18 protein-coding genes are annotated in these 18,688 nt (G+C 68.7%); 9 read left to right on the top strand and 9 right to left on the bottom strand.

The window, feature by feature from the left end; translation table 11 throughout:
• The 6 genes from PW843_10555 to PW843_10580 form a co-directional block, all read right to left on the bottom strand.
• The gene (locus PW843_10555; protein MDE1147043.1) at positions 1-2,781 is read right to left on the bottom strand and encodes a DUF5695 domain-containing protein; all 2,781 of its coding nucleotides are present in this window, start codon (positions 2,779-2,781) and stop codon (positions 1-3) included.
• Between the two features lie 92 nt (positions 2,782-2,873).
• Positions 2,874-3,749, bottom strand: a complete 876-nt coding sequence (locus PW843_10560) for a LysR family transcriptional regulator (protein ID MDE1147044.1) — start codon at positions 3,747-3,749, stop codon at positions 2,874-2,876.
• Between the two features lie 64 nt (positions 3,750-3,813).
• Entirely contained in the window at positions 3,814-4,266 is a 453-nt protein-coding gene (locus PW843_10565; GenBank protein MDE1147045.1) for a DoxX family protein, read from the bottom strand.
• Positions 4,263-4,976 (bottom strand): DNA-binding domain-containing protein, encoded by a 714-nt coding sequence (locus PW843_10570; protein MDE1147046.1) that lies wholly within the window; start codon positions 4,974-4,976, stop codon positions 4,263-4,265. The genes PW843_10565 and PW843_10570 overlap by 4 nt, the downstream gene beginning before the upstream one ends.
• The gene (locus PW843_10575; GenBank protein ID MDE1147047.1) at positions 4,960-5,805 is read right to left on the bottom strand and encodes a DUF692 domain-containing protein; all 846 of its coding nucleotides are present in this window, start codon (positions 5,803-5,805) and stop codon (positions 4,960-4,962) included. Before PW843_10575 ends, PW843_10570 begins: the two co-directional genes overlap by 17 nt.
• Before the next feature lie 32 nt (positions 5,806-5,837).
• On the bottom strand, positions 5,838-6,113 hold the full coding sequence (locus tag PW843_10580; GenBank protein MDE1147048.1) for a DUF2282 domain-containing protein: 276 nt from the start codon (positions 6,111-6,113) through the stop codon (positions 5,838-5,840).
• 177 nt (positions 6,114-6,290) lie between these two features.
• Between PW843_10580 and PW843_10585 the strand changes: the two genes are divergently transcribed.
• Complete coding sequence (locus PW843_10585) at positions 6,291-7,628, top strand: amidase (protein MDE1147049.1); 1,338 nt, start codon at positions 6,291-6,293, stop codon at positions 7,626-7,628.
• Here PW843_10585 and PW843_10590 read toward each other — a convergent pair.
• Positions 7,625-7,831, bottom strand: a complete 207-nt coding sequence (locus PW843_10590) for a hypothetical protein (protein ID MDE1147050.1) — start codon at positions 7,829-7,831, stop codon at positions 7,625-7,627. The genes PW843_10585 and PW843_10590 overlap by 4 nt on opposite strands.
• 183 nt (positions 7,832-8,014) lie before the next feature.
• Here PW843_10590 and PW843_10595 point away from each other — a divergent pair, with 183 nt between their 5' ends.
• Both PW843_10595 and PW843_10600 read left to right on the top strand, forming a co-directional pair.
• Positions 8,015-9,460: a M20/M25/M40 family metallo-hydrolase gene (locus PW843_10595; GenBank protein ID MDE1147051.1), complete on the top strand. Its 1,446-nt coding sequence runs from the start codon at positions 8,015-8,017 to the stop codon at positions 9,458-9,460.
• The gene (locus PW843_10600; GenBank protein MDE1147052.1) at positions 9,460-10,743 is read left to right on the top strand and encodes an MFS transporter; all 1,284 of its coding nucleotides are present in this window, start codon (positions 9,460-9,462) and stop codon (positions 10,741-10,743) included. Before PW843_10595 ends, PW843_10600 begins: the two co-directional genes overlap by 1 nt.
• 98 nt (positions 10,744-10,841) lie before the next feature.
• On the opposite strand, the gene PW843_10605 is transcribed toward PW843_10600, so the two are convergent.
• A complete protein-coding gene (locus PW843_10605; protein MDE1147053.1) occupies positions 10,842-11,147 on the bottom strand; it encodes a hypothetical protein in 306 nt (101 codons plus the stop codon).
• A 294-nt stretch (positions 11,148-11,441) separates the two neighbouring features.
• On the opposite strand from PW843_10605, the gene PW843_10610 reads away from it, so the two are divergent.
• A complete protein-coding gene (locus tag PW843_10610; GenBank protein ID MDE1147054.1) occupies positions 11,442-12,656 on the top strand; it encodes a hypothetical protein in 1,215 nt (404 codons plus the stop codon).
• Positions 12,657-12,670: 14 nt separating this feature from the next.
• Here the strand turns inward: PW843_10610 and PW843_10615 are convergent, their stop codons facing one another.
• Positions 12,671-12,901 carry a hypothetical protein gene (locus PW843_10615; GenBank protein ID MDE1147055.1) on the bottom strand — a complete coding sequence of 77 codons (231 nt, stop codon included), beginning with the start codon at positions 12,899-12,901 and terminating at the stop codon, positions 12,671-12,673.
• A 438-nt stretch (positions 12,902-13,339) separates the two neighbouring features.
• Here PW843_10615 and rfbB point away from each other — a divergent pair, with 438 nt between their 5' ends.
• From rfbB to PW843_10640, 5 genes are all read left to right on the top strand, one after another.
• A complete protein-coding gene (gene rfbB, locus PW843_10620) occupies positions 13,340-14,410 on the top strand; it encodes a dTDP-glucose 4,6-dehydratase (GenBank protein MDE1147056.1) in 1,071 nt (356 codons plus the stop codon).
• 10 nt (positions 14,411-14,420) lie between these two features.
• Positions 14,421-15,311 carry a dTDP-4-dehydrorhamnose reductase gene (gene rfbD / locus PW843_10625; GenBank protein MDE1147057.1) on the top strand — a complete coding sequence of 297 codons (891 nt, stop codon included), beginning with the start codon at positions 14,421-14,423 and terminating at the stop codon, positions 15,309-15,311.
• Between the two features lie 69 nt (positions 15,312-15,380).
• Entirely contained in the window at positions 15,381-16,265 is an 885-nt protein-coding gene (rfbA, locus tag PW843_10630; GenBank protein ID MDE1147058.1) for a glucose-1-phosphate thymidylyltransferase RfbA, read from the top strand.
• A gap of 285 nt (positions 16,266-16,550) precedes the next feature.
• Entirely contained in the window at positions 16,551-16,898 is a 348-nt protein-coding gene (locus PW843_10635) for a ribbon-helix-helix domain-containing protein (protein MDE1147059.1), read from the top strand.
• Between the two features lie 236 nt (positions 16,899-17,134).
• Positions 17,135-18,637 carry a methyl-accepting chemotaxis protein gene (locus PW843_10640; GenBank protein ID MDE1147060.1) on the top strand — a complete coding sequence of 501 codons (1,503 nt, stop codon included), beginning with the start codon at positions 17,135-17,137 and terminating at the stop codon, positions 18,635-18,637.
• Positions 18,638-18,688 lie beyond the last annotated feature (51 nt).

Raw genomic sequence — 18,688 nt, forward strand, 5'->3', positions numbered from 1 at the left:
TCACACCCGCCCCACTTCTACGCGTCCACCCAAGCCCACCAGCGCCACCGCGACCGTCTGCCCCTCGCCGGCCACGTCCACCACGCCGCCGCCCGCCACCTGGTAGCGCCCCTTGGGAAGGCCCTTCAGGCGCAGGGTGGCGCCGGGGGAGGGCGGCGCCTCATTATCCAGGGTCAGGTGCAATTGGGCATCCGTGGGGTGCCATTCCAGGCTGGGGCCGGCGGCCAGGCGGGCGCCCTCCAGTTCCAGGTCCAGGCTTTGGCGGCTGAGGCGGGCGTGGAAGCGGCGGCGCAGGCCGTCGCGCGGGGTGATGGCCAGCCAGCCGTCACGCTCTTCCAATATGCCGCCGTAGCAGAAGCGGCCGAAGATGGGGTCGTCGGCCACCAGGGTGGCGGCCATGCGCAGGGCGCCGCAGAAGCCCAGGTCGCTTTCACTGGAATAATACCAGCTGCCGCGATGGTGGGGCTGGCCCAGCCAGGTGGTGCCCAGGGCCGCCGGCTCGAACCCGCCGCCGGAGGCGCCGTCGTTGGCCTGGCCGGGGTACCAATAGCCGTAGCCGCTGTCCGCCGTGCCGCTGTTCACCAGGGCCCAGGCGCTCAGGTACGAGGTGTGGGCCAGGCGCATGCCCGACCGGGGATCGGTGGCGTCGTTCAGCGCGTGGTCCAGGATGGCCCAGCCGCCCATCTGCGCCATGTAGGTCAGGGTGAAGGCGTCGCCGCCGCCGGCGCGATAGTCGCTGCCCAAATAATAATAGGCGGGCTCCACCACCCCGCGGCAGAACAGGTTGGCCGCCATCTGGGTGTCGGCAAAGCGCTTGGCGGCGGCCGGCGTGACCGGGAAGCCCGGCCGCCCGGCATGGTCGATGGCATAACGCGCCAGCGCCTGGGTGGATTCGAAGCCGGTGGAATCGAAGGCGTATTCCGACCCGAACAGGTCGGGCTTGCCGTTGACGAAGAAGTCGACCTTGCGCTCCCAGTGGCCGCGCAGGGTCTGGGCCTTGGCCGCCTGGCCGGCCGCGTCCAGCAGGGCGATGACCTCGGGGATCACCACCTCATTGTAGAAGCCGGTCTCATAGGCGCTCCACTTCTCCACCGCCATGGGGATGGTGAACATGGCCAGCGCGGTGCCGTAGGCACGCTCAAGGTATGTGGCGGCGTCCAGCCGGGTGTGGATGGCGGGATAACGGGTGGCCACGCGATAGAGGCCCAGGTACATGGCCGTGATGTGCGGGTAGTCGTAGGGCCGCCAGTAATGGCGCTGGCCCTTGGGGCCGGGGTCGGGGCTGTCGCGGTTGGTTTTCCAGTCGGGAATGCCATAGAGCGCGTAGCTGTCGGCCTCCTCAGTTGTGCGCTGCAGGCCGCCCCAGACGAAATGCTCGATATAATAATCCAGCGCCGCCACTTCCGCCTGCACCGGGTATTCGGCGTTCTTGGAGGCGAGGTAGGCCGGTTTGCTCAGGCCCGGGTCGTCGCAGGTGACCTCATAGATGCGCCAGCCCTTGATCCGGTCGTAATTGTCCGGGCCCAGCAGGGTGCCCGTCTCCATGTTCCATTCGGCCAGCAGGCCATTGTACCACTTGGCCGGGTCGCGGTGCTGGTGGGCGGCGATGAAGGCCGCGCGCTTCTTGATCAGGGTTTCCACCGGCTCGGTCGCGAAGAACTCCAGCCCGGTGGCCCGGCCGTCGTCCTGGCGGATGGTCAGCAGGTTCTCGCCCAGCTTGGCGAACCGCACCTCATACAGGCGATAGGCGCCGCGGGTACCCAGGGGCGTCACGGTGGTGCGGTCGGGGAATTCCGCCTCGATGGCGGTGATGGGGTCCAGGCAACGCAAGGCCAGGCGCGCGGTCAGGTCGGTGGGCACGGTCATGCCCTGCGCCACCTCCACATCCACCCCGCCCTGGGCCACCAGCCGGTCACGCACGCCCTGGTAATCGGTCGCCCAGCCGAAGCGGAAGCCGTATTGGCGGACGGCGCCTTCACCGCCGGCCGGCGCCAGGACCAGGCTGGTGTGCGGCTGGCGCCAGCGCCCGCCGGCCGCAGTCACCTCCGCCCCCCGGGCGGCGGAATGGATGAAGACGCGATAGGGGACATAAGGATGGTCCTTGCCGCCCTCACGCCCCTCCCAATACTCCAGCGCCGTGTCGCGCTCCGGCGTCATCACCAGATAGGGCCCGGCGCTGTTGGACCGCATCCAGAACAGGAAGGAGCCGTGGCCGGAGACGAAGCTGTGCTTCAGCACGGCGGCGGTGGCGGGCTGGCCCTCCTTGAACTCGGTGTGCAAAGGCAGGGGCAGGGCGAGATCCCCCACCTCCAGCGGGCCGGTGGTCAGGTTGCGCACGCCCACCTGCCAGGAAAGCTCACCCCCCTCGGCTTTCAGGCGCAGGGTCAGGGCCAGCGCCGGCCCCTGACCGTCGGTGATCGTATGGTCGGACACGCATTCCGTGGCGCTGACCTGCCGGATGGCGGTGGCGCTCAGCGTGGCCGTGTCCGCGCTTTGCCAAGCCGCCGTGCCGCGGCGATAGGCCAGGGTGACGGCGCCCAGCGTTCGGCCCGGTTCGATATAGTCGGTGTCGAAGGCGTCACCCGCCGCGCGCAGGCTGGTCAGGCCGCCGTTTTGGAAACGCAAGGCGAAGGCGGTGCCGGCCCCCTTGATCGTCCGGGCGCCGGTCGCGGCCCGGGCGGGGGTGTTCAGCAACAGGCCCATGCCCACACCGCCGGCGGCGGCCAGCACATCGCGGCGGCGCGTACCGCCATCGGCCTTGTCAGTCAACCGCTTCATCATCCAGTCCCCTTCCGCCTGTCCCCATCCGGCCCTCTTAAACGGGACCGATAATTGGATATAATATACAGATTGGCGGCTTGGTGAAAGGGCGTTCAGATGTGGCCGCCCCATTCATGGCGGCGGGCCAGGGCGATGAATTCCTTCAAGGCGGGGGAATGGCGGCGGCCGGCGATGGTGGCCAGGCTGACGGTACGGGACAGTTCCGGTTCCACCACCGGGCGGGTGGCGATGCCGGGCAGCATGGGCAGGAATTCCGGCATGATGGCGCACCCCATGCCGGCCAGGATCATGGCCTGGATCCAGTCCTCGCGCTCGCTCTCATAACAGACGCGGACGTCGGCAGGGTCGGGGATGCCCAGGGCGTCGAAATGCTGCGGGTATTCGCAATTGACGCGGTTCAGGTAATCCTCGCGGTCCAGTTCCTTCAGCGGCACCACGTCCATGGCTTCGAACCGGTGGCCGGGGGCGAAGGCGATGGTGTAGCGCTCCTGGTACAGCGGTTTGGTCTCCACCCGCTCCGGCAGGTTGGGCAGGCCCAGCAGAGCGGCGTCCAGTTCCCCCCCTATCAACAGGCCCAGCACCTCGCGTCCCGGCGCGTCGCGCAGTGCGACCTCCACCGAGGGCAGGGCGGCGCGGAAGCGTTTCAGGAAGTCCACCAGCCGGGTGGGGCCGATGGTGCACATCACGCCCAGGCGCACCCGGCCCCGTTCCAGCTTGCCGAAGCTCCGCGCCTCCAGCTTGGCGGATTCGCTGGCGTGGAACACCGCCTCCAGGTGCGGGCGCATCAGGCGGCCCAGGTCGGACAGGTGGGTCAGGCTGCGCTCGCGCGCGAACAGCGGCCCGCCCAGTTCATCCTCCAGCTTCTGAATGGCCTTGGTCAGCGACGGCTGGGCCACGCCGCACTGCTCCGCCGCCTTGGTGAAGTTCAGCGTCTCACACAGGGCCACAAAGTACCGGACTTGGTTCATCTCCATCGGGGCGGCCGTTTTTATTGTGAAGCTGCCGCAGTGTGGCCGAAGTGGCGGCCGGACGCTATGCGAAGCGCCCTTGGACCAAACGGCGGATCAGATGGTCCAGCGACAGGGCGCCGGGCCCGCGCAGCACGATGGGCAGCAGCACCGCCGACCACAGCAGATGGTCCGGCCAGCTTTCGGGATAGACGAAAATCTCGATCACCAAGGTCATGCCGAACAGCGCGCTGGCCGACAGGCGCGAGGCCAGACCGATGACCAGCAGCAGGGCGCCGCAATTCTCCGTGATGCTGGCCATCACCGCCGCCACCTCCGGCGGGATGAGGGGCACCTTGTACTCATCCCGGAACAGGTCGAACGTGCTGTCGTTGATGTGAAAACCGGTCACCTTGGTCTGGCCCGATCGCCAGAACACCGTGGCCGCCGCCAGCCGCCACAGCAGGCCGTCGAACGCCGTGGGCATGGCCTCCAGCCGGCGTATCAGCGCCAGGGCCGCCGTTCGCATGGTCGTCATGGCAGGTGCACTCCGAAAAAAGCCCGCATCGCCAGCAGGCCGGTCAGTTCGTGTCGCAGGTCGAAATCGGCCTCCAGGGCCAGCGCGCCGTCCCAGGCCGTGCCCAGCGGCTGTCCCGCTGCCACGCCCATCAGGAAGGCCAGCGCGCCGGGGGACAGGCGCTTCATCAGCACCTCCGCGTTCGGGCGGACCAGCAACAGGCGGACGGCGTCCCGGCCCGGAATGTCCAGGTTGTTCTGCCAGATCAAATCCACCGGCCAGTCCGACACGACGAAGCGGTGGCTGGGGTGCAGGCGCAGGATCGCACGTTCCGCCTCCTCACCCAGCGCCGCCAGGGCGGCCGGCTCCAGCGCATCGGCTTCCGGCGCGTGAAAGGCATGGTTCCACGCCGCTTCCAGCCGGGCGATGTCGCTCAGATAGGGCGGCAGGGCCGCCACTGGGCGGGCGGCCAGGAAGGCAGGGAATTCCCTGCCGTAGCGCAGCAGCGGCGCCTCGCATGGCGGGTGCCGGCGGATGAAGGCCCGCGCCAGGCCGGCGAAACAGTCTTCGCCCACCAGCCGGCTCACCACCGGGAAGCTCAGGGCCAGGGCCGCCGCCAGCCCACCCAGGGTGTTGTCGTGGTGCAGGCCGGCGTTGGGCAAGGGCGGCGTTCCGTCGCCGCCCAGGATCCAGTCGCGCAGCGCCCGTTGGCGTTCAAGCGGCGTCGGCATGGCCGTTTTCCTTCTGTAAAGCCCACGCGATCGTCTCCGCTGTCGCCACCTCCGCCAGCAGGTCAGCTAGGGGTGGCACCTCGGCGTCGCGTTCGATCAGCGTCGGGATCAGGCCGAGGCGGGCCAGGGCCGCGCGGTACAGGTCCCACACCGCGTCGGCCACCGGCGCGCCGTGGCTGTCCAGCAGGACGGGGCGGCCCTCATGCTCGATCACGGCGTGCCCGGCCAGGTGGATTTCCCCCACCAGGCCGACGGGCAGGGCCGCCAGGTAGGCGGCCGCGTCCAGGCCGACATTGTGGGCGCTGACATGGACATTGTTGACGTCCAGCAGCAGGCCGCAGCCGGTGCGCCGCGCCAGTTCCACCAGGAAGGCGGCTTCGTCCCAGTCGCTTTCGGGGAAACGGATGTAGCTGGACGGGTTTTCCACCAGCAGCCGGCGCCCCAGGGCCGATTGCGCCTGGTCCACATGCTCGGCCATCAGCGCCAAGCTGGCGTCGGTGTAGGGGATGGGCAGCAGGTCGTTGAGATAGGCGCCGTCCAGCCGGCACCACGCCAGATGCTCGGACACGAACTCGGGCTGGTAACGGTCGATCAGGGCCGCCAGGTCGGCCAGATGGCGGGTGTCCAGCGGCTCCGCCCCGCCCAACGACAGGCCGACGCCGTGGATGGACAGGGGATAGGCCTCGCGCAGGGCGGTCAGCCAGCGGTGGGGCGGCCCGCCGGATCCCATGTAGTTTTCCGCATGGATTTCCAGGAAACGCAGGCGGGGGCGCCCGGCCAGCAGATCGGCGGTGTGGCGGGCCTTCAGCCCGATGCCGGTGATGGTCATGACGGCGCTCCCCCCTGGTTTCGTTTGGCCGCTTACTTCTTGGCGGGTTCGGTGCTGCCGCCGGCGATCTTGGCGCAGGTGCCGGTCGGCACGGCCACGAAGGCGTTGGGGTCGCGGTCCTTGGTGGCGTGGCCGGCACAGGAATTGGTGTCGGTCTTGCAGTCGTTGTGGCCGGCCTTGACGATGCCATAGCACTTCTCGACATCGGCGGCCTTGGCGGGGGCGGCGGCGAGGGTGGCGCCGGCCACGGCGGTGGCGACGATCAGGCCCAGGCCGAAACGGGTGCCGGTGCGGTGAGTGGTCTGCATTTCAAATCCCCTCGGGGTTGGGTGGTTGCGATGGCTAAACCCTAACCGCTGCCACCGGTCCTTGTGAAATGCAGGGGGGATATGGATTCGATAGCGGTGGGATATGGCGCCCGCTTGTCCCGTCACCATACCCATGCCAGGGTGGCGCCTTTCCCGCCCGTTGAGGTTCGCCGCCCCATGGACCTGACCACCGCGCTTGCCGCCCTGAAGGACGGCGTCCTGTCCGCCCGCGACTTGGCGGAAGCCTGCGTCGCCGCCCGCGCCGACCGGCCCCAGGGCTGCGACAACCCCTATGCCGCCTTCGACCCTGGCCTGGTCCGTCGCCAGGCCGATGTCGCCGACGCGCGCCGTCGGGCCGGCCAGGCGTTGGGGGAGTTCGACGGCATTCCCCTGTCGTTGAAGGATAATTACGGAACCGGAACAATATGCGGCGGCACCTGGCCGGTGTTCGCCGGCAGCCCCCGCCGCCTGCCCGGCCGCTTCAACCAGCCGGGGGGGGTGGTGTCGCGGCTGCTGGGGCGGGGGGCGGTCATCACCGGCAAGACCCGCATGGTGGAATTCGCCTTCGGCGGGTTGGGTGCCAACGGTCATTGGGGCACGCCGCGCAACCCCTCGGACAATGCCGTCCACCGCGTGCCCGGTGGGTCCAGCACCGGCGCACCCTTGAGCCTGCGCGAGGGGTCGGCCCTGCTGGCCCTGGGCACCGACACGGCCGGGTCGGTACGCATCCCGGCCGCCTGGAATGGGCTGTACGGCTACAAAAGCTCACGCGGGCACCTGGCGACCGACGGCATCGTGCCGCTGTCGCCGCGCCTGGATACGGTGGGTTTCCTGGCCCTTTCCGCCGAGGATTTGGGCACCGGCTACCGCCTGCTGACCGGTGCCGACCTGCCGTCGGTGGATGCTGGCGCCATCCGTTTCGGCCGGGCGCCCGACGTGCTGTGGCAGGAATGCGGCCCCGGCGTGGTCGCGGCGGTGAATGCGGCACTGGACCGCCTGTCCGGCCTGTTCCGCCCGGTGGAGGCGGTGGCGTTGCCGGAACTGGATGAGGCGCTGGCCCTGTTCCGCCGGGGCGGCCTGGCGGGGGCGGAGATCTTCGGCTTCCTGTCGCGCGAACTGCCGGGCTGGCTGTCCACCCTGGACCGTTTCGTCGGCCCGCGCATCCGTGCCGCGGCCGACGTGCTGGACTATGCCGAGCGTGTCGCCTTCCTCGACCGCTTCGCCGCCGGCGTCCAGGGGGTGTTCAGGGACGTGGATGTGGTGGTCCTGCCCACCGTGGCCATCACCCCGCCACCCCTGGCCGACCTGGCGGACCCGTTGGCCTACGGCCGCGCCAACCTGCTGGTGCTGCGCAATTGCTGTGTCGCCAACCTGGGCGACATGGCGGCGGTGACCCTGCCGGTGGGCACCGACGCGGCCGGTTTGCCGGTGGGCCTGCAACTGCTGGGCCCGCGCGGCGCCGACGCCCGCCTGCTGGCCATCGCCCGGGCGGTGGCGGACTGTTTGGCGGATTAGCCCTTGAGGCGGCGCGCGGCCGGGCGGATGAAGTCATCGACCAGCACGTAAAGGCCGAAGGCGACCAGGAAGCCGCCCACCGCCAGGCCCCGGAAATAAAGCCGGTGGGTCGAGTGCACCTGCAACTCGATGATATAGGCGCCGCCGCCCAGCATCGCCGCCATCACGATGAAAAGAAGCGTTTTTCTGATCTTTCCGGCCACCTGAATCCCCGTCCTTGCCATTAACCAAACCTACCACCGCCCCCGGTTGCGCGCCACGGCATGGCAGGCTTGCTGCGGTGCGACGGAAAGGCTGTCCGCCGCCCCTTGCCTGGCGTCGGGTGCTCCCGCATCGTGGCGGCCGGATTTGTTTTGGCAGCTTCATCAAAAACGGGGAAACATCCCATGCATCCGCGCCTCCGGCTTCGTTCCGGTCCCGCCCGACTGCTGTCCGCCACTTTGCTGTTGGGGGCGGCCCTTTATGGCGGCGCGGCATCGGCCAAGCCGGCGAAGGCTGAAGCGCCCGAGGCCGCCCTGGCCGTCGGCCCGGTGGACGACCACCCGGTGTTGCGCGAGATCGCCGCCCAGGTGGACCCGGCGCAACTGCACGCCACCATTGAAAAGCTGGTGTCCTTCGGCACCCGCCACACCCTGTCCGACACCACCTCAAGCGACCGGGGCATCGGTGCCGCCCGCAGCTGGATCAAAAGCCGGTTCGAGGCGATATCAAAGGATTGCGGCGGCTGCCTGACGGTGGTGACGCCGTCGCAGACCGTCACCGGCAAGCGCGTGCCCACCCCGACGGAGGTCATGGACGTGGTCGCCGTGCTGAAAGGCACGGAGGAGCCGGAGCGTGTGATCGTCATCGCCGGCCACCTGGACAGCCGCGTCACCGACGTGATGAACGCCACCGCCGACGCGCCCGGCGCCAACGATGACGCCTCCGGCGTGGCGGCGGCCATCGAGGCGGCGCGGGTGCTGTCGCACCACAAGTTCCGCGCCACCCTGGTGTTCGCCGCCTTGTCGGGCGAGGAACAGGGCCTGCTGGGCGGCAAGGTGCTGGCCGACTACGCCAAGGCCCAGGGCTGGCAGGTGGAGGCCGACCTCAACAACGACATCATCGGCAACACCCAGGGTGAGGACGGCGTGGTCGACAACACCCACGTCCGGGTCTTCGCCGAGGGCACCAAGGCGGTGGAGACGGTGAAGCAGGCCAACCAGCGCCGCTATTCCGGGGGCGAGGTCGACAGCCCGTCGCGCAATCTGGCGCGCTACATGGACGCCCTGTCCACCCGCTACCTGGATAATTTCAGCGTGCGCATGGTCTATCGCACCGACCGCTTCGGCCGGGGCGGCGACCAGGTGCCGCTGCTGGAGGCCGGCTTCCCCGCGGTGCGCGTGACCGAGGCGCATGAGAACTACACCCGCCAGCACCAGGATCTGCGCACCGAGAACGGTATCACCTACGGCGACACCATCGACTGGGTGGACTTCCCCTACCTGGCGCAGGTGACGCGCCTGAACGCCGTGACCATGGCCAGCCTGGCCTGGGCGCCGGCCCCGCCGTCGGACGTGAAGGTGGAGGGCGCCCTGAAGCACGACACCACCCTCAGCTGGGCCAAGACGCCGGGTGCCACGGGTTATCGCGTCTGGTGGCGCGACACCATCGCCCCGGTCTGGCAGTACGACCGCTGGGCCGGCGATGCCGCCACCGTCACCCTGCCCAACGTGGTGATCGACGACTGGTTCTTCGGCGTCTCATCGGTGTCCAAGGACGGCTACGCCAGCCCGGTGGTCTATCCCGGCCCGGCCGGGTCCTTCGTCGCCGTGCCCGACCCGGCGGCCCAGTGATGAGCGCCGCCCCCTCTGACACGCCGGCCACCCCGCGTCCCCGGGGCGGCGCCCTGCGCCACCCCGCCTTCCTGCGTTATTGGATCGCGCGCATCCTGTCCATGGCGGCCATGCAGATCCAGGCGGTGGCCGCAGGCTGGGCCATCTATGACCGCACCGGCAGCGCCATGAGCCTGGGCTTGATCGGCCTGGCGCAGTTCCTGCCGTCGGTCGGCTTTGTCCTGGTGACGGGCCATGTGGCCGACCGTTTCGACCGCCGCCTGATCGTCACCCTGTGCGTGGTGGTGGAGGCTGTGGCCATGGCCCTGACGGGGGCCGTGCTGGCCTCCCCCGACCTGCCGGTGTGGCTGGTCTATGGCGCCGTCGTCCTGTTCGGCACCGGCCGCGCGTTCGAGGCGCCGGCCGCCTCCGCCCTGGTGCCCAACCTGGTCCCGAAGGAGGATTTCCCCAACGCCGTGGCCATCAGTTCGTCGGCCATGCAGGTGGCGGGCGTGGTGGGGCCGGCGCTGGGTGGTGTGCTGTATGCCGCCCTGCATGATTGGGTGTTCGGCGTTGGCGCCGGCTGCCTGTTGCTGGCCGCCATCGTGGTGGTGGGTATCAAGGCGCCCACCCGGTCCGGCGCCCGGGCGCCGGTCACCTGGGGCGCCATCCTGGGCGGCGTGCAGTATATCCGCCGGCAGCCCATCGTGCTGGGCGCCATCTCGCTGGACCTGTTCGCCGTGCTGCTGGGCGGGGCCACCGCCCTGCTGCCGGCCTTGGCGCGCGATCAGTTCTCCGCCGATGCCGGTCTGTTCGGCATTACCGGGCCCATGCTGCTGGGCATGATGCGCGGCGCGCCCGGGGCCGGCGCCATCCTGGTGGGCCTGACCCTGGCGGCCCGGCCGCTGAACCGCCGGGTGGGGCCCATCATGCTGGGCTGCGTCGCCGTGTTCGGCCTGGCGACCGTCGTCTTCGGCCTGACCACGTCGCCCGCCGTGGCCTTGGCCAGCCTGGCCATCATGGGCGCGGTGGACATGGTCAGCGTCTTCGTCCGCCAGACGCTGGTGCAGTTGCGCACCCCCGATGAGATGCGCGGCCGCGTCAGCGCCGTCAGCAGCCTGTTCATCGGTGCGTCCAACCAACTGGGCGAGTTCGAATCCGGCCTGACCGCCGCCTGGCTGGGGGCCGCCCCCGCCGTGGTGGTGGGCGGTATCGGCACGATCGTGGTGGTGGGGCTGTGGTGCGTGCTGTTCCCGGCCCTGCGCCGGGCCGACCGCCTGGACTGGGGTAATACCCCGCCCTGAAGACAGGGGGGTCGAATCGGACACAAGGAAAAGGGGATGGGCGTGGGCCCATCCCCTTTTCACTTTCACTGCATCAACGGCGCCGGGGCGCCGGACAATCAGCTCTTGGACTTGAAGGCCCGCAGCTGCTTGTTGAATTCGTTGGCAATGCCCTGCATCTGGTCGACGGCGGCATTGTACTTGGCGGAACCGCTGGCCTTGTCGTTCTCCATGCACTTCAGGAAGTCCTGCATGTCGGCCATGTAGCCCTTCACCGACGCGTTGGCGCTGGTCATCTGCTCGGTGGAGGCCGAAGCGCCGTCCGGAATGGTCGGCGGGTTGGCCTTGGACGCGCACTCAGCCAGCGCGGGGCCGGCAACAAACAGGGAAAGGGTGGCGAGGGTGCCCAGAATCTTCGCGTTCATCGGTGATCTCTCTCGTATGCTGCTGCCCCGGTGGTCCGTCATTCCAGCGCGATAAGCGGTGACTTTTTGCACCTGCTTCCCAACTGCGCTAGTGGACGGCCAATTGTTTACGAGCGGTTTATTAGCAAAACCTTACCAAGTTGAAAACAAGGTCCGCATGCATCGTTGGGCTGCGTTACACGCGGGGTGACGTTACCGGGCGGGGCTATATTTGAATTTGTCACAATCCCCACCTTGTTTTTCGGGGCCCGCAATTGTCCGGCTTGCCTTTATCAGGAAAATAGAATGCATTTTATGAAAATTGCTTCTGCATCGGTTTGCATTTTCCTGGCAAGCACTTGCGGCCGGGCGGCCACCGGTGGCGATGGCCCCTGTGCTGCGCTGCAACAGGCGGCGACGGCCGCGGCACCCGGTTCCGGTCCCCGTTTCGCGGTCAGTTATCCGGGGGATACGCACCCCGCCCTGGCCCACAGCGCCTTCACCTACGACAACGCCTTGACGGCGATCGCGCTGGTGGCGTGCGGGCATACCGAAAACGCGCGCCTGATTGGCGACGCGCTTGCATTGGCCGCGGGCGGCGACCGGACGTTCCAGGATGGCCGAATCCGCAATGCCTACCGGGCGGGTGCCGCCGCCACGCCGCCCTTGCCGCCGGGCTGGTGGGACGACAAGGCCAACCAGTGGGCGGAAGACGCCTATCAGGACGGCAGCGCCACAGGCAACGTCGCCTGGGCGGCGCTGGCCCTGCTGACCCTGCATGAGGCGACGGGCGAGGTCCGCTACCGCGACCGGGCGGCCGGCCTGATGCGCTGGGTCGCCGACCTGATGGCCGACCCGGCGATGCCCGGCGGCTATATCGGCGGGGTCAGCGGTTTCGACCCGGCGCAGCAGCGCCTTAATTATAAGGCCACCGAACACAACATCGACGCCGCCGCCGCCTTCGCCTGGCTGGCCCGCCTGACCGGCGACGCCGCCTGGTCCCGCCATGCGGCCTTGGCGCGGGGCTTCGTCGATGCCGCCTGGAACGGGGATGAGGGCCGCTTCCTCATCGGCACCAAGCCCGACGGCCGGACGCTGGACCGGACCAGCGGCGCGCTGGACATCCAGCTATGGCCGCACCTGGCCTTCCCCGACGCGCCGGGGGCCTGGCGCCGGTCGCTGGCCTGGGTGGAGGCGCGGCACGCCGTCGGCGGCGGGTTCGACTTCAACGACGACCGCGACGGCGTGTGGATCGAAGGCACGGCCCAGGCCGCCCTGACCTACAAGGCGCTGGGCCAGCCGGCCAAGGCCCAGGCCGCGCTGGACACCGTCCTGGCCGCGGCGGGCCCGGGCGGCCTGCTGTACGCCACGGCGGCGGGCACGGTCAGCACCGGCCTGGCGGTGGGGCCGGCATCGACGACGGATGATTTCCGCTACTACCACCAGCCGCATCTGGGTGCCACCGCCTGGGCGGCCCTGGCCCAGGCCGGCTGGAATCCCTTTACCGGGAAGCGGGTCGGTCAGCCCTGAGGGCCGCCGCTGTCCTAGCGGCGCACCAGGGCGGTGCCCATCAGCACCACGCCCAGGATAAGGGCGGCGGGGCCGACGAAGGGCGGGATGACGTGGGTGTTCTCTTCCTTGGCCGTGACCTTCAGGTCGCCGATCTTGGCCAGTTCCGTCGTGTCCTTGGTGGTGAAGATGGGCACGGCGATCGCCAGCACGCCCAGGATCACGATGACGGCACCGCTTATCAGTAGTCCGTTCTTTCCAGCCATTTGAACCTCCATTCCGGGGCGCTTCAGCGCGTTATTCCCACGTCAGCCCATGTATTGGTGGCGCGGAAATCGACGCCTTCATCATCGCAGGTTTTGCCATCGCGTCACGGTTGCTTTGGTCCTACGTCATTATCTTGGAAATCGCCGGATATGATTTATGCCCATCGCCGGATAGAATAGGCGGATGGTCCATATGCCGGCCTTGCACCTTGCCAAATCGGTAAGGGTCAGGTGGGTGGGGCGTACGCCGCTTGGGGGCGGGCGTCAGGCTCAAGACAGGTCGGCTCCCTAGATTGCGTGCCGTCGGGCCCGTGGATCCGATTGCGGCGTTTGCGTTTCCCGGGGCCGGGGATGTATTTTGGGCGCCATTTTCAGGTGAGGGCTTCGGCTTGGGGAAAACCCTGCCGACGCCTGGCCCGCGTTAAGGAGTTTGGTTGCGTGAAGATTCTGGTGACGGGTGCTGCCGGCTTTATCGGTTCCGCGGTTTGTCGTCTTCTGGCGTCGGAAGGCCAGGATGACTTGGTCTGTGTCGACAAGCTGACCTACGCGGCCAGCCTGGAGTCCATTGGTGAGGTGCTGGCCGGCGGCCGCGCCGTCCTGGAAAAGGTGGACGTGGCGGATACCGAGGCCATGCGGGCGGTGTTTCAGCGCCACCAGCCGGACGCGGTGATGCACCTGGCGGCGGAAAGCCATGTCGACCGGTCCATCGACGGGTCGGGCATCTTCATCCGCACCAACATCAACGGCACCCATGTGATGCTGGAAACGGCGCGCGAGTACTGGCAGGCGCTGCCGGCGGACCGCAAGGCCGCGTTCCGCTTCCACCACATCTCCACCGATGAGGTCTATGGCTCGCTGGGGGCGGAAGGGCTGTTCCGCGAGGACACGGCCTATTCGCCCAATTCGCCCTATTCGGCCAGCAAGGCGGCGTCCGACCACCTGGTCAACGCCTGGTACCACACCTATGGCCTGCCGACGCTGCTCAGCAACTGCTCCAACAATTACGGTCCCTTCCATTTCCCGGAAAAGCTGATCCCGCTTATGATCCTGAACGGGATGGACGGCAAGAAGCTGCCGGTCTACGGCAAGGGCGACAATGTCCGTGATTGGCTGTTTGTGGAGGATCACGCCCGGGCGCTGGTGCTGATCGTGCGCAAGGGCGTGCCGGGTGAGCGCTACAACGTCGGCGGCAATGCGGAACAGCGGAACCTCGCGGTGGTGGAAACCATCTGCGACCTGCTGGATGAGCGCCTGCCCAGCGCCACCAAGCGCCGCGACCTGATCACCTTCGTCACCGACCGGCCGGGTCATGACCAGCGCTATGCCATCGACGCGTCCAAGATCAAGCGTGAGCTGGGCTGGGAACCGACGGTGACCTTTGAGGAGGGCATCCGCCGCACGGTCGACTGGTACCTGGCCAATCGCTGGTGGTGGGAACCCATCCGTGAGGGCAAGTACAGCGGCCAGCGCCTGGGCGCCGCAGCACCCGCCGCCGCCGTGGTCGGCTGAGGATACCGTCATGGCGACAACTCAGGATACCGTCCGCATTCTGCTTCTGGGGGGCGCCGGCCAGGTCGGCCTTGCCTTCCAGCGCGTGGCACCGGCCCACTGGACGGTCACCGCCCCCGGCCGCGCCGACCTGGACATCGCCGACGCCGATGCCGTGCAGGCGGCGGTGTCGGCGGCCGACCTGGTGGTCAACTGCGCCGCCTACACCGCGGTGGACAAGGCGGAAGCCGAGGTGGACGCGGCCTACGCCGCCAACCGTGACGGTCCGGCGGCGCTGGCCCGGGCTTGTGCCGTGCGCGGCACCCCCCTGCTGCACCTGTCGACCGACTACGTCTTTGACGGCACCAAGGTCGGGGCCTATGTCGAGACCGACCCCGTCCATCCCATCAGCGTCTACGGCGCCTCGAAAGAGGCGGGGGAACAGGCGGTGCGGGCGACGCTGGAACAGCACGTCATTCTGCGCACCGCCTGGGTCTACGGCCCGGACCGCGCCAATTTCCTGAAGACCATGCTGCGCCTGGGCGCCGAACGGGACGAACTGCGCGTGGTGGCGGACCAGCATGGCTGTCCCACCGCGGCGGCCGACATCGCCGACGCCCTGGTGGCGGTGGGCACCCGCATCCTGGACGGCCAGCGCGACGGCTTTGGCACCTATCATCTGTGCGGCACCGGCACCACCACCTGGCACGGCTTCGCGGCGGAGATTTTCGCCCAGGCGCAGGCCCGGGGCGCCAAGGTGCCGCGTCTGGTCGCCATCGGTACGGCCGACTATCCGACGCCGGCCACGCGCCCGGCCAATTCCGTGCTGGACTGTGCCCTGCTGGGCCAGGTCTTCGGCTGGCAGGCGCCGGCGTGGCAGGACAGCCTGGCGCGCAGCCTGGATGTGCTGCTGCCGGCCTGAGCCGCCATCTTGAAACCGATATTTTGACCGGGGCTGTTCCCGTAACCATAGTCACCAAGGTAAATTGACATGAAGGGCATCATCCTGGCGGGCGGCTCCGGCACCCGCCTGCACCCCCTGACCAAAAGCGTCAGCAAGCAGCTGCTGCCCATCTACGACAAGCCCATGGTCTATTATCCCCTGTCGGTGCTGATGCTGGCCGGCATCCGCGACATCCTGGTGATCAGCACGCCGCACCACCTGCCGCTGTTCCAGGATCTGCTGGGTGACGGCGCACCCTGGGGCATCAACCTCAGCTATGCGCAGCAGGCGGCCCCCAACGGCCTGGCGGAAGCCTTCGTCATCGGCCGCGACTTCATCGGCAACGATCCCGTCGCCCTGGTCCTGGGCGACAACATCTTCTATGGCCAGGGCCTGAGCGCCCAGGCGCAGAAGGCGACCCAGGTGAAGCAGGGCGCCACCGTCTTCGCCTATTGGGTCGAGGATCCGCACCGCTATGGCGTGGTGGAGTTCGATGAGGCCGGCCGTGCCATCAGCATCGTGGAAAAGCCCAACGACCCGCGTTCCAACTGGGCGGTGACCGGCCTGTACTTCTACGACAACCGGGTGGTGGACATCGCGCGCGAGATCAAACCCTCGCCCCGGGGCGAGCTTGAGATCACCGACGTCAACAACGTGTACCTGCAGCAGGGCAACCTGCTGGTGGAACGCCTGGGCCGCGGCACCGCGTGGCTGGATACCGGCACGCACGACTCGCTGCTGGAGGCGGCGGAGTTCGTGCGCACCATCGAGCATCGCCAGGGCCTGAAGATCGGCTGCCCCGAGGAAATCGCGCTGGAGCAGGGGTTCGTGGACGAGGAAACCGTCCTGGCCCAGGCCCGGGCCTACAAGAACAGCCCCTACGGCCAATACCTGCAGCGCCTGGTCGGCCGCCGCCGCGCCGGCCAGATCTGAGGGGCATATCCAGCGGCATGAGGGCCCCCCTCATGCCGCCGCGGCCGCGACTCCGAACAGGACACACCACCTATGGTTCCGCACCGGGGCGGCCGCCCCTGCCGGTCGGAACCCCGGGGGCTACGGCATCCGCCGGCAATGCACGCTTTCCCGTGGGCGGCGCCTAACTTTGTATTCCCCTATCATTATGTAATCGATCTCTTCGCTTGGATGTCCGTCGTTGTCACACCCCTGAATGGAAAATGTCTTGCCATGAGTGGGGTTTTTGATGCGGAGTAAGACATCATGAGCATACAGACCAGCCACCGTCTGCCCTTTCCGGTCATGGCCGCCGTTCATCAGGCGACCGCCCCGCGCTCGTTGGTGCCGCGCAGCGTGCGGGTGGGCAACCGGCGCACGTCCATGCGGCTTGAGCCGCAGTTCTGGACCGGCCTGGATCTGCTGGCCCGGCAGGAGGGATGCCAGGTCGCCGAATTGCTGGATGTCATCGACCGCTCTCGGGATGACGAGACCAGCCTGTCCAGCGCCGTGCGCGTGGTGGTGGTCAGCTATTTCCAATGGCTGGCCTCGGTCGAGACCCTGGCCTCGCCGGTGCAGGCGCCGCAGCCCAATCTCAGCCAGGCGTTTTTCTGAGCATTTTTCTGACGGTTTCGGCCCATTTGCCGCGCTGCGGACCCCCGTCGTGTCTGGACACTTGTGCACCGGTTCGCCATAGTCCGGGCGCCTGATGGCCATTCCGCCTGCCCTTGGCCGCATCCCGGCCATGTCCTGGTTACGACGCGTGCTCCGCATTCCGATCTGATCCAAGTCAAGGCGGGCCTGCACGGGAACGGTTATCTGGGAAAACCTTTTCCAGGAGATCGGCCCAAATGTCCGCTATCACCGCTTCCGACCCCTCAGGCCTTGACCTGACCCCGCTGGAGCGCATCCGCCGAACCACCACGATGCTGGTCATGGCCCTGCTGGTGGGCCAGATCTTCGTTTTGCTGGCGGCGCAGCTGGTGGTGCTGGGCGGGTTCGATTGGCGCCAGCCGGTGGCGACCCTGGTGGTCGTCCTGGTCGCCGCCGTCGCCTGGCTGGGCCTGCCGGCCGCCGCTGGCCGCCTGGTGATGGCGGGGTGCCTGCCGCTGGCCGGCGCCCTGTCCATCTGGGCCTTCGCCGGCAACCCATGGCAGACCGGCATGCAGATCTACGTCTACATCCTGGTGGCCGTGTCCGCCGGGTTCTGTGACGGGCGGACGCTGGCGGCGTCGGCCGCCGCCGTGGCGCTGTTCTTCATCATCGGCGGCCTGACGGTGCCGGAATCGGCCGGCGTGCACGGCGGCGAATACCTGCGCATCCTGATGTACGTCTGGCTGGTGGTGTTCGAGGGCGCCTTGCTGGCCTGGCTGGCCCAGACCATGGCCCAGTCCTTCCGCCGTTCCGACGAGGCGCTGGCCGATGCCCGCCACGCGCATGAGGAACTGGCCGGGGCCACCGCCGCGCGCGAGGCCATGGCGGCCCACGCGCGGGAGGAACGCAACCGCCTGATGCTGGCCCTGGCCCAGCGGCTGGAGGGTGACGTCGGCGGCCTGGCGGGTGAGGTGGCCGGTGCCGCCACCGATGCCCGCACCTGCGCCGACGATTTGCGCGCCCTGGTGCGGCGCGGGTCCGACAACGCCGGCGCCATCGCGGCCTCCGGCGGCGATGCCCTGGACAGCGCCTCGCAGGTGGCCGATGCCGCCTCGCAGCTGTCCGAGGCCATCGCCGAGATCAGCACCCAGATCACCCGCTCGTCCGGCGTGACGCGTGAGGCGGCGGACCGCGCCCGCTCCACCCAGGCCATCATCCGTGGCCTGTCGGAAGCGGCCAGCAGCATCGGCAGCGTCCTGTCCACCATCAGCGAGATCGCGGAGCGCACCAACCTGCTGGCGCTGAACGCCACCATCGAGGCGGCGCGCGCCGGCCTGGCGGGCAAGGGCTTCGCCGTGGTGGCGACCGAGGTGAAGAACCTGGCCGGCCAGACCGCACTGGCCACGTCGGAGGTGGCGGAGAAGGTGGCCGCCATCCGCGACAGCACGCACGACGCCGCCGACGCCATCGAATCCATCGCCAGCGTCATCTTCGACGTGGACGCCGCCACCGCCGCCATCGCGGCGGCCGTGGAGGAACAGGACGCCGCCACCAAGGAAATCGCCCGCAGTGCCGCGGAAGCGGTGCACAGCGCCGGCGCCGCCGCCCGGGGGTGTGAGGAGACGCTGTCCGCCTGGACCGACACCAACGGCTCCGCCGACGGCATTGCCGACCTGTCCAAGCTGCTGTCCGGCCGCGTCGGCCAGTTGCAGAGCGTGGTGGACGGCGTGGTGCGGGAAATCCGCAACGACGCGGCTTAATTCGCGGTCCCTCAGGCGCCGGGCGCCGGCATCCGCCGGCTGGGCTATCCT

This window comes from Azospirillaceae bacterium (assembly GCA_028283825.1).
Classification (GTDB): Bacteria; Pseudomonadota; Alphaproteobacteria; order Azospirillales; family Azospirillaceae; genus Nitrospirillum.

Bases quoted from the DNA above. Each gene is read 5' to 3' on its own strand.
- rfbD (MDE1147057.1), top strand. From the start codon at position 14,421: ATGGCGACAACTCAGGATACCGTCCGCATTCTGCTTCTGGGGGGCGCC.
- PW843_10555 (MDE1147043.1), bottom strand. From the start codon at position 2,781: ATGATGAAGCGGTTGACTGACAAGGCCGATGGCGGTACGCGCCGCCGC.
- PW843_10565 (MDE1147045.1), bottom strand. From the start codon at position 4,266: ATGACGACCATGCGAACGGCGGCCCTGGCGCTGATACGCCGGCTGGAG.
- PW843_10580 (MDE1147048.1), bottom strand. From the start codon at position 6,113: ATGCAGACCACTCACCGCACCGGCACCCGTTTCGGCCTGGGCCTGATC.
- PW843_10560 (MDE1147044.1), bottom strand. From the start codon at position 3,749: ATGAACCAAGTCCGGTACTTTGTGGCCCTGTGTGAGACGCTGAACTTC.
- PW843_10640 (MDE1147060.1), top strand. From the start codon at position 17,135: ATGTCCGCTATCACCGCTTCCGACCCCTCAGGCCTTGACCTGACCCCG.
- PW843_10635 (MDE1147059.1), top strand. From the start codon at position 16,551: ATGAGCATACAGACCAGCCACCGTCTGCCCTTTCCGGTCATGGCCGCC.
- PW843_10570 (MDE1147046.1), bottom strand. From the start codon at position 4,976: ATGCCGACGCCGCTTGAACGCCAACGGGCGCTGCGCGACTGGATCCTG.
- PW843_10610 (MDE1147054.1), top strand. From the start codon at position 11,442: ATGAAAATTGCTTCTGCATCGGTTTGCATTTTCCTGGCAAGCACTTGC.
- PW843_10575 (MDE1147047.1), bottom strand. From the start codon at position 5,805: ATGACCATCACCGGCATCGGGCTGAAGGCCCGCCACACCGCCGATCTG.
- PW843_10595 (MDE1147051.1), top strand. From the start codon at position 8,015: ATGCATCCGCGCCTCCGGCTTCGTTCCGGTCCCGCCCGACTGCTGTCC.
- PW843_10615 (MDE1147055.1), bottom strand. From the start codon at position 12,901: ATGGCTGGAAAGAACGGACTACTGATAAGCGGTGCCGTCATCGTGATC.
- PW843_10585 (MDE1147049.1), top strand. From the start codon at position 6,291: ATGGACCTGACCACCGCGCTTGCCGCCCTGAAGGACGGCGTCCTGTCC.
- rfbA (MDE1147058.1), top strand. From the start codon at position 15,381: ATGAAGGGCATCATCCTGGCGGGCGGCTCCGGCACCCGCCTGCACCCC.
- PW843_10600 (MDE1147052.1), top strand. From the start codon at position 9,460: ATGAGCGCCGCCCCCTCTGACACGCCGGCCACCCCGCGTCCCCGGGGC.
- PW843_10605 (MDE1147053.1), bottom strand. From the start codon at position 11,147: ATGAACGCGAAGATTCTGGGCACCCTCGCCACCCTTTCCCTGTTTGTT.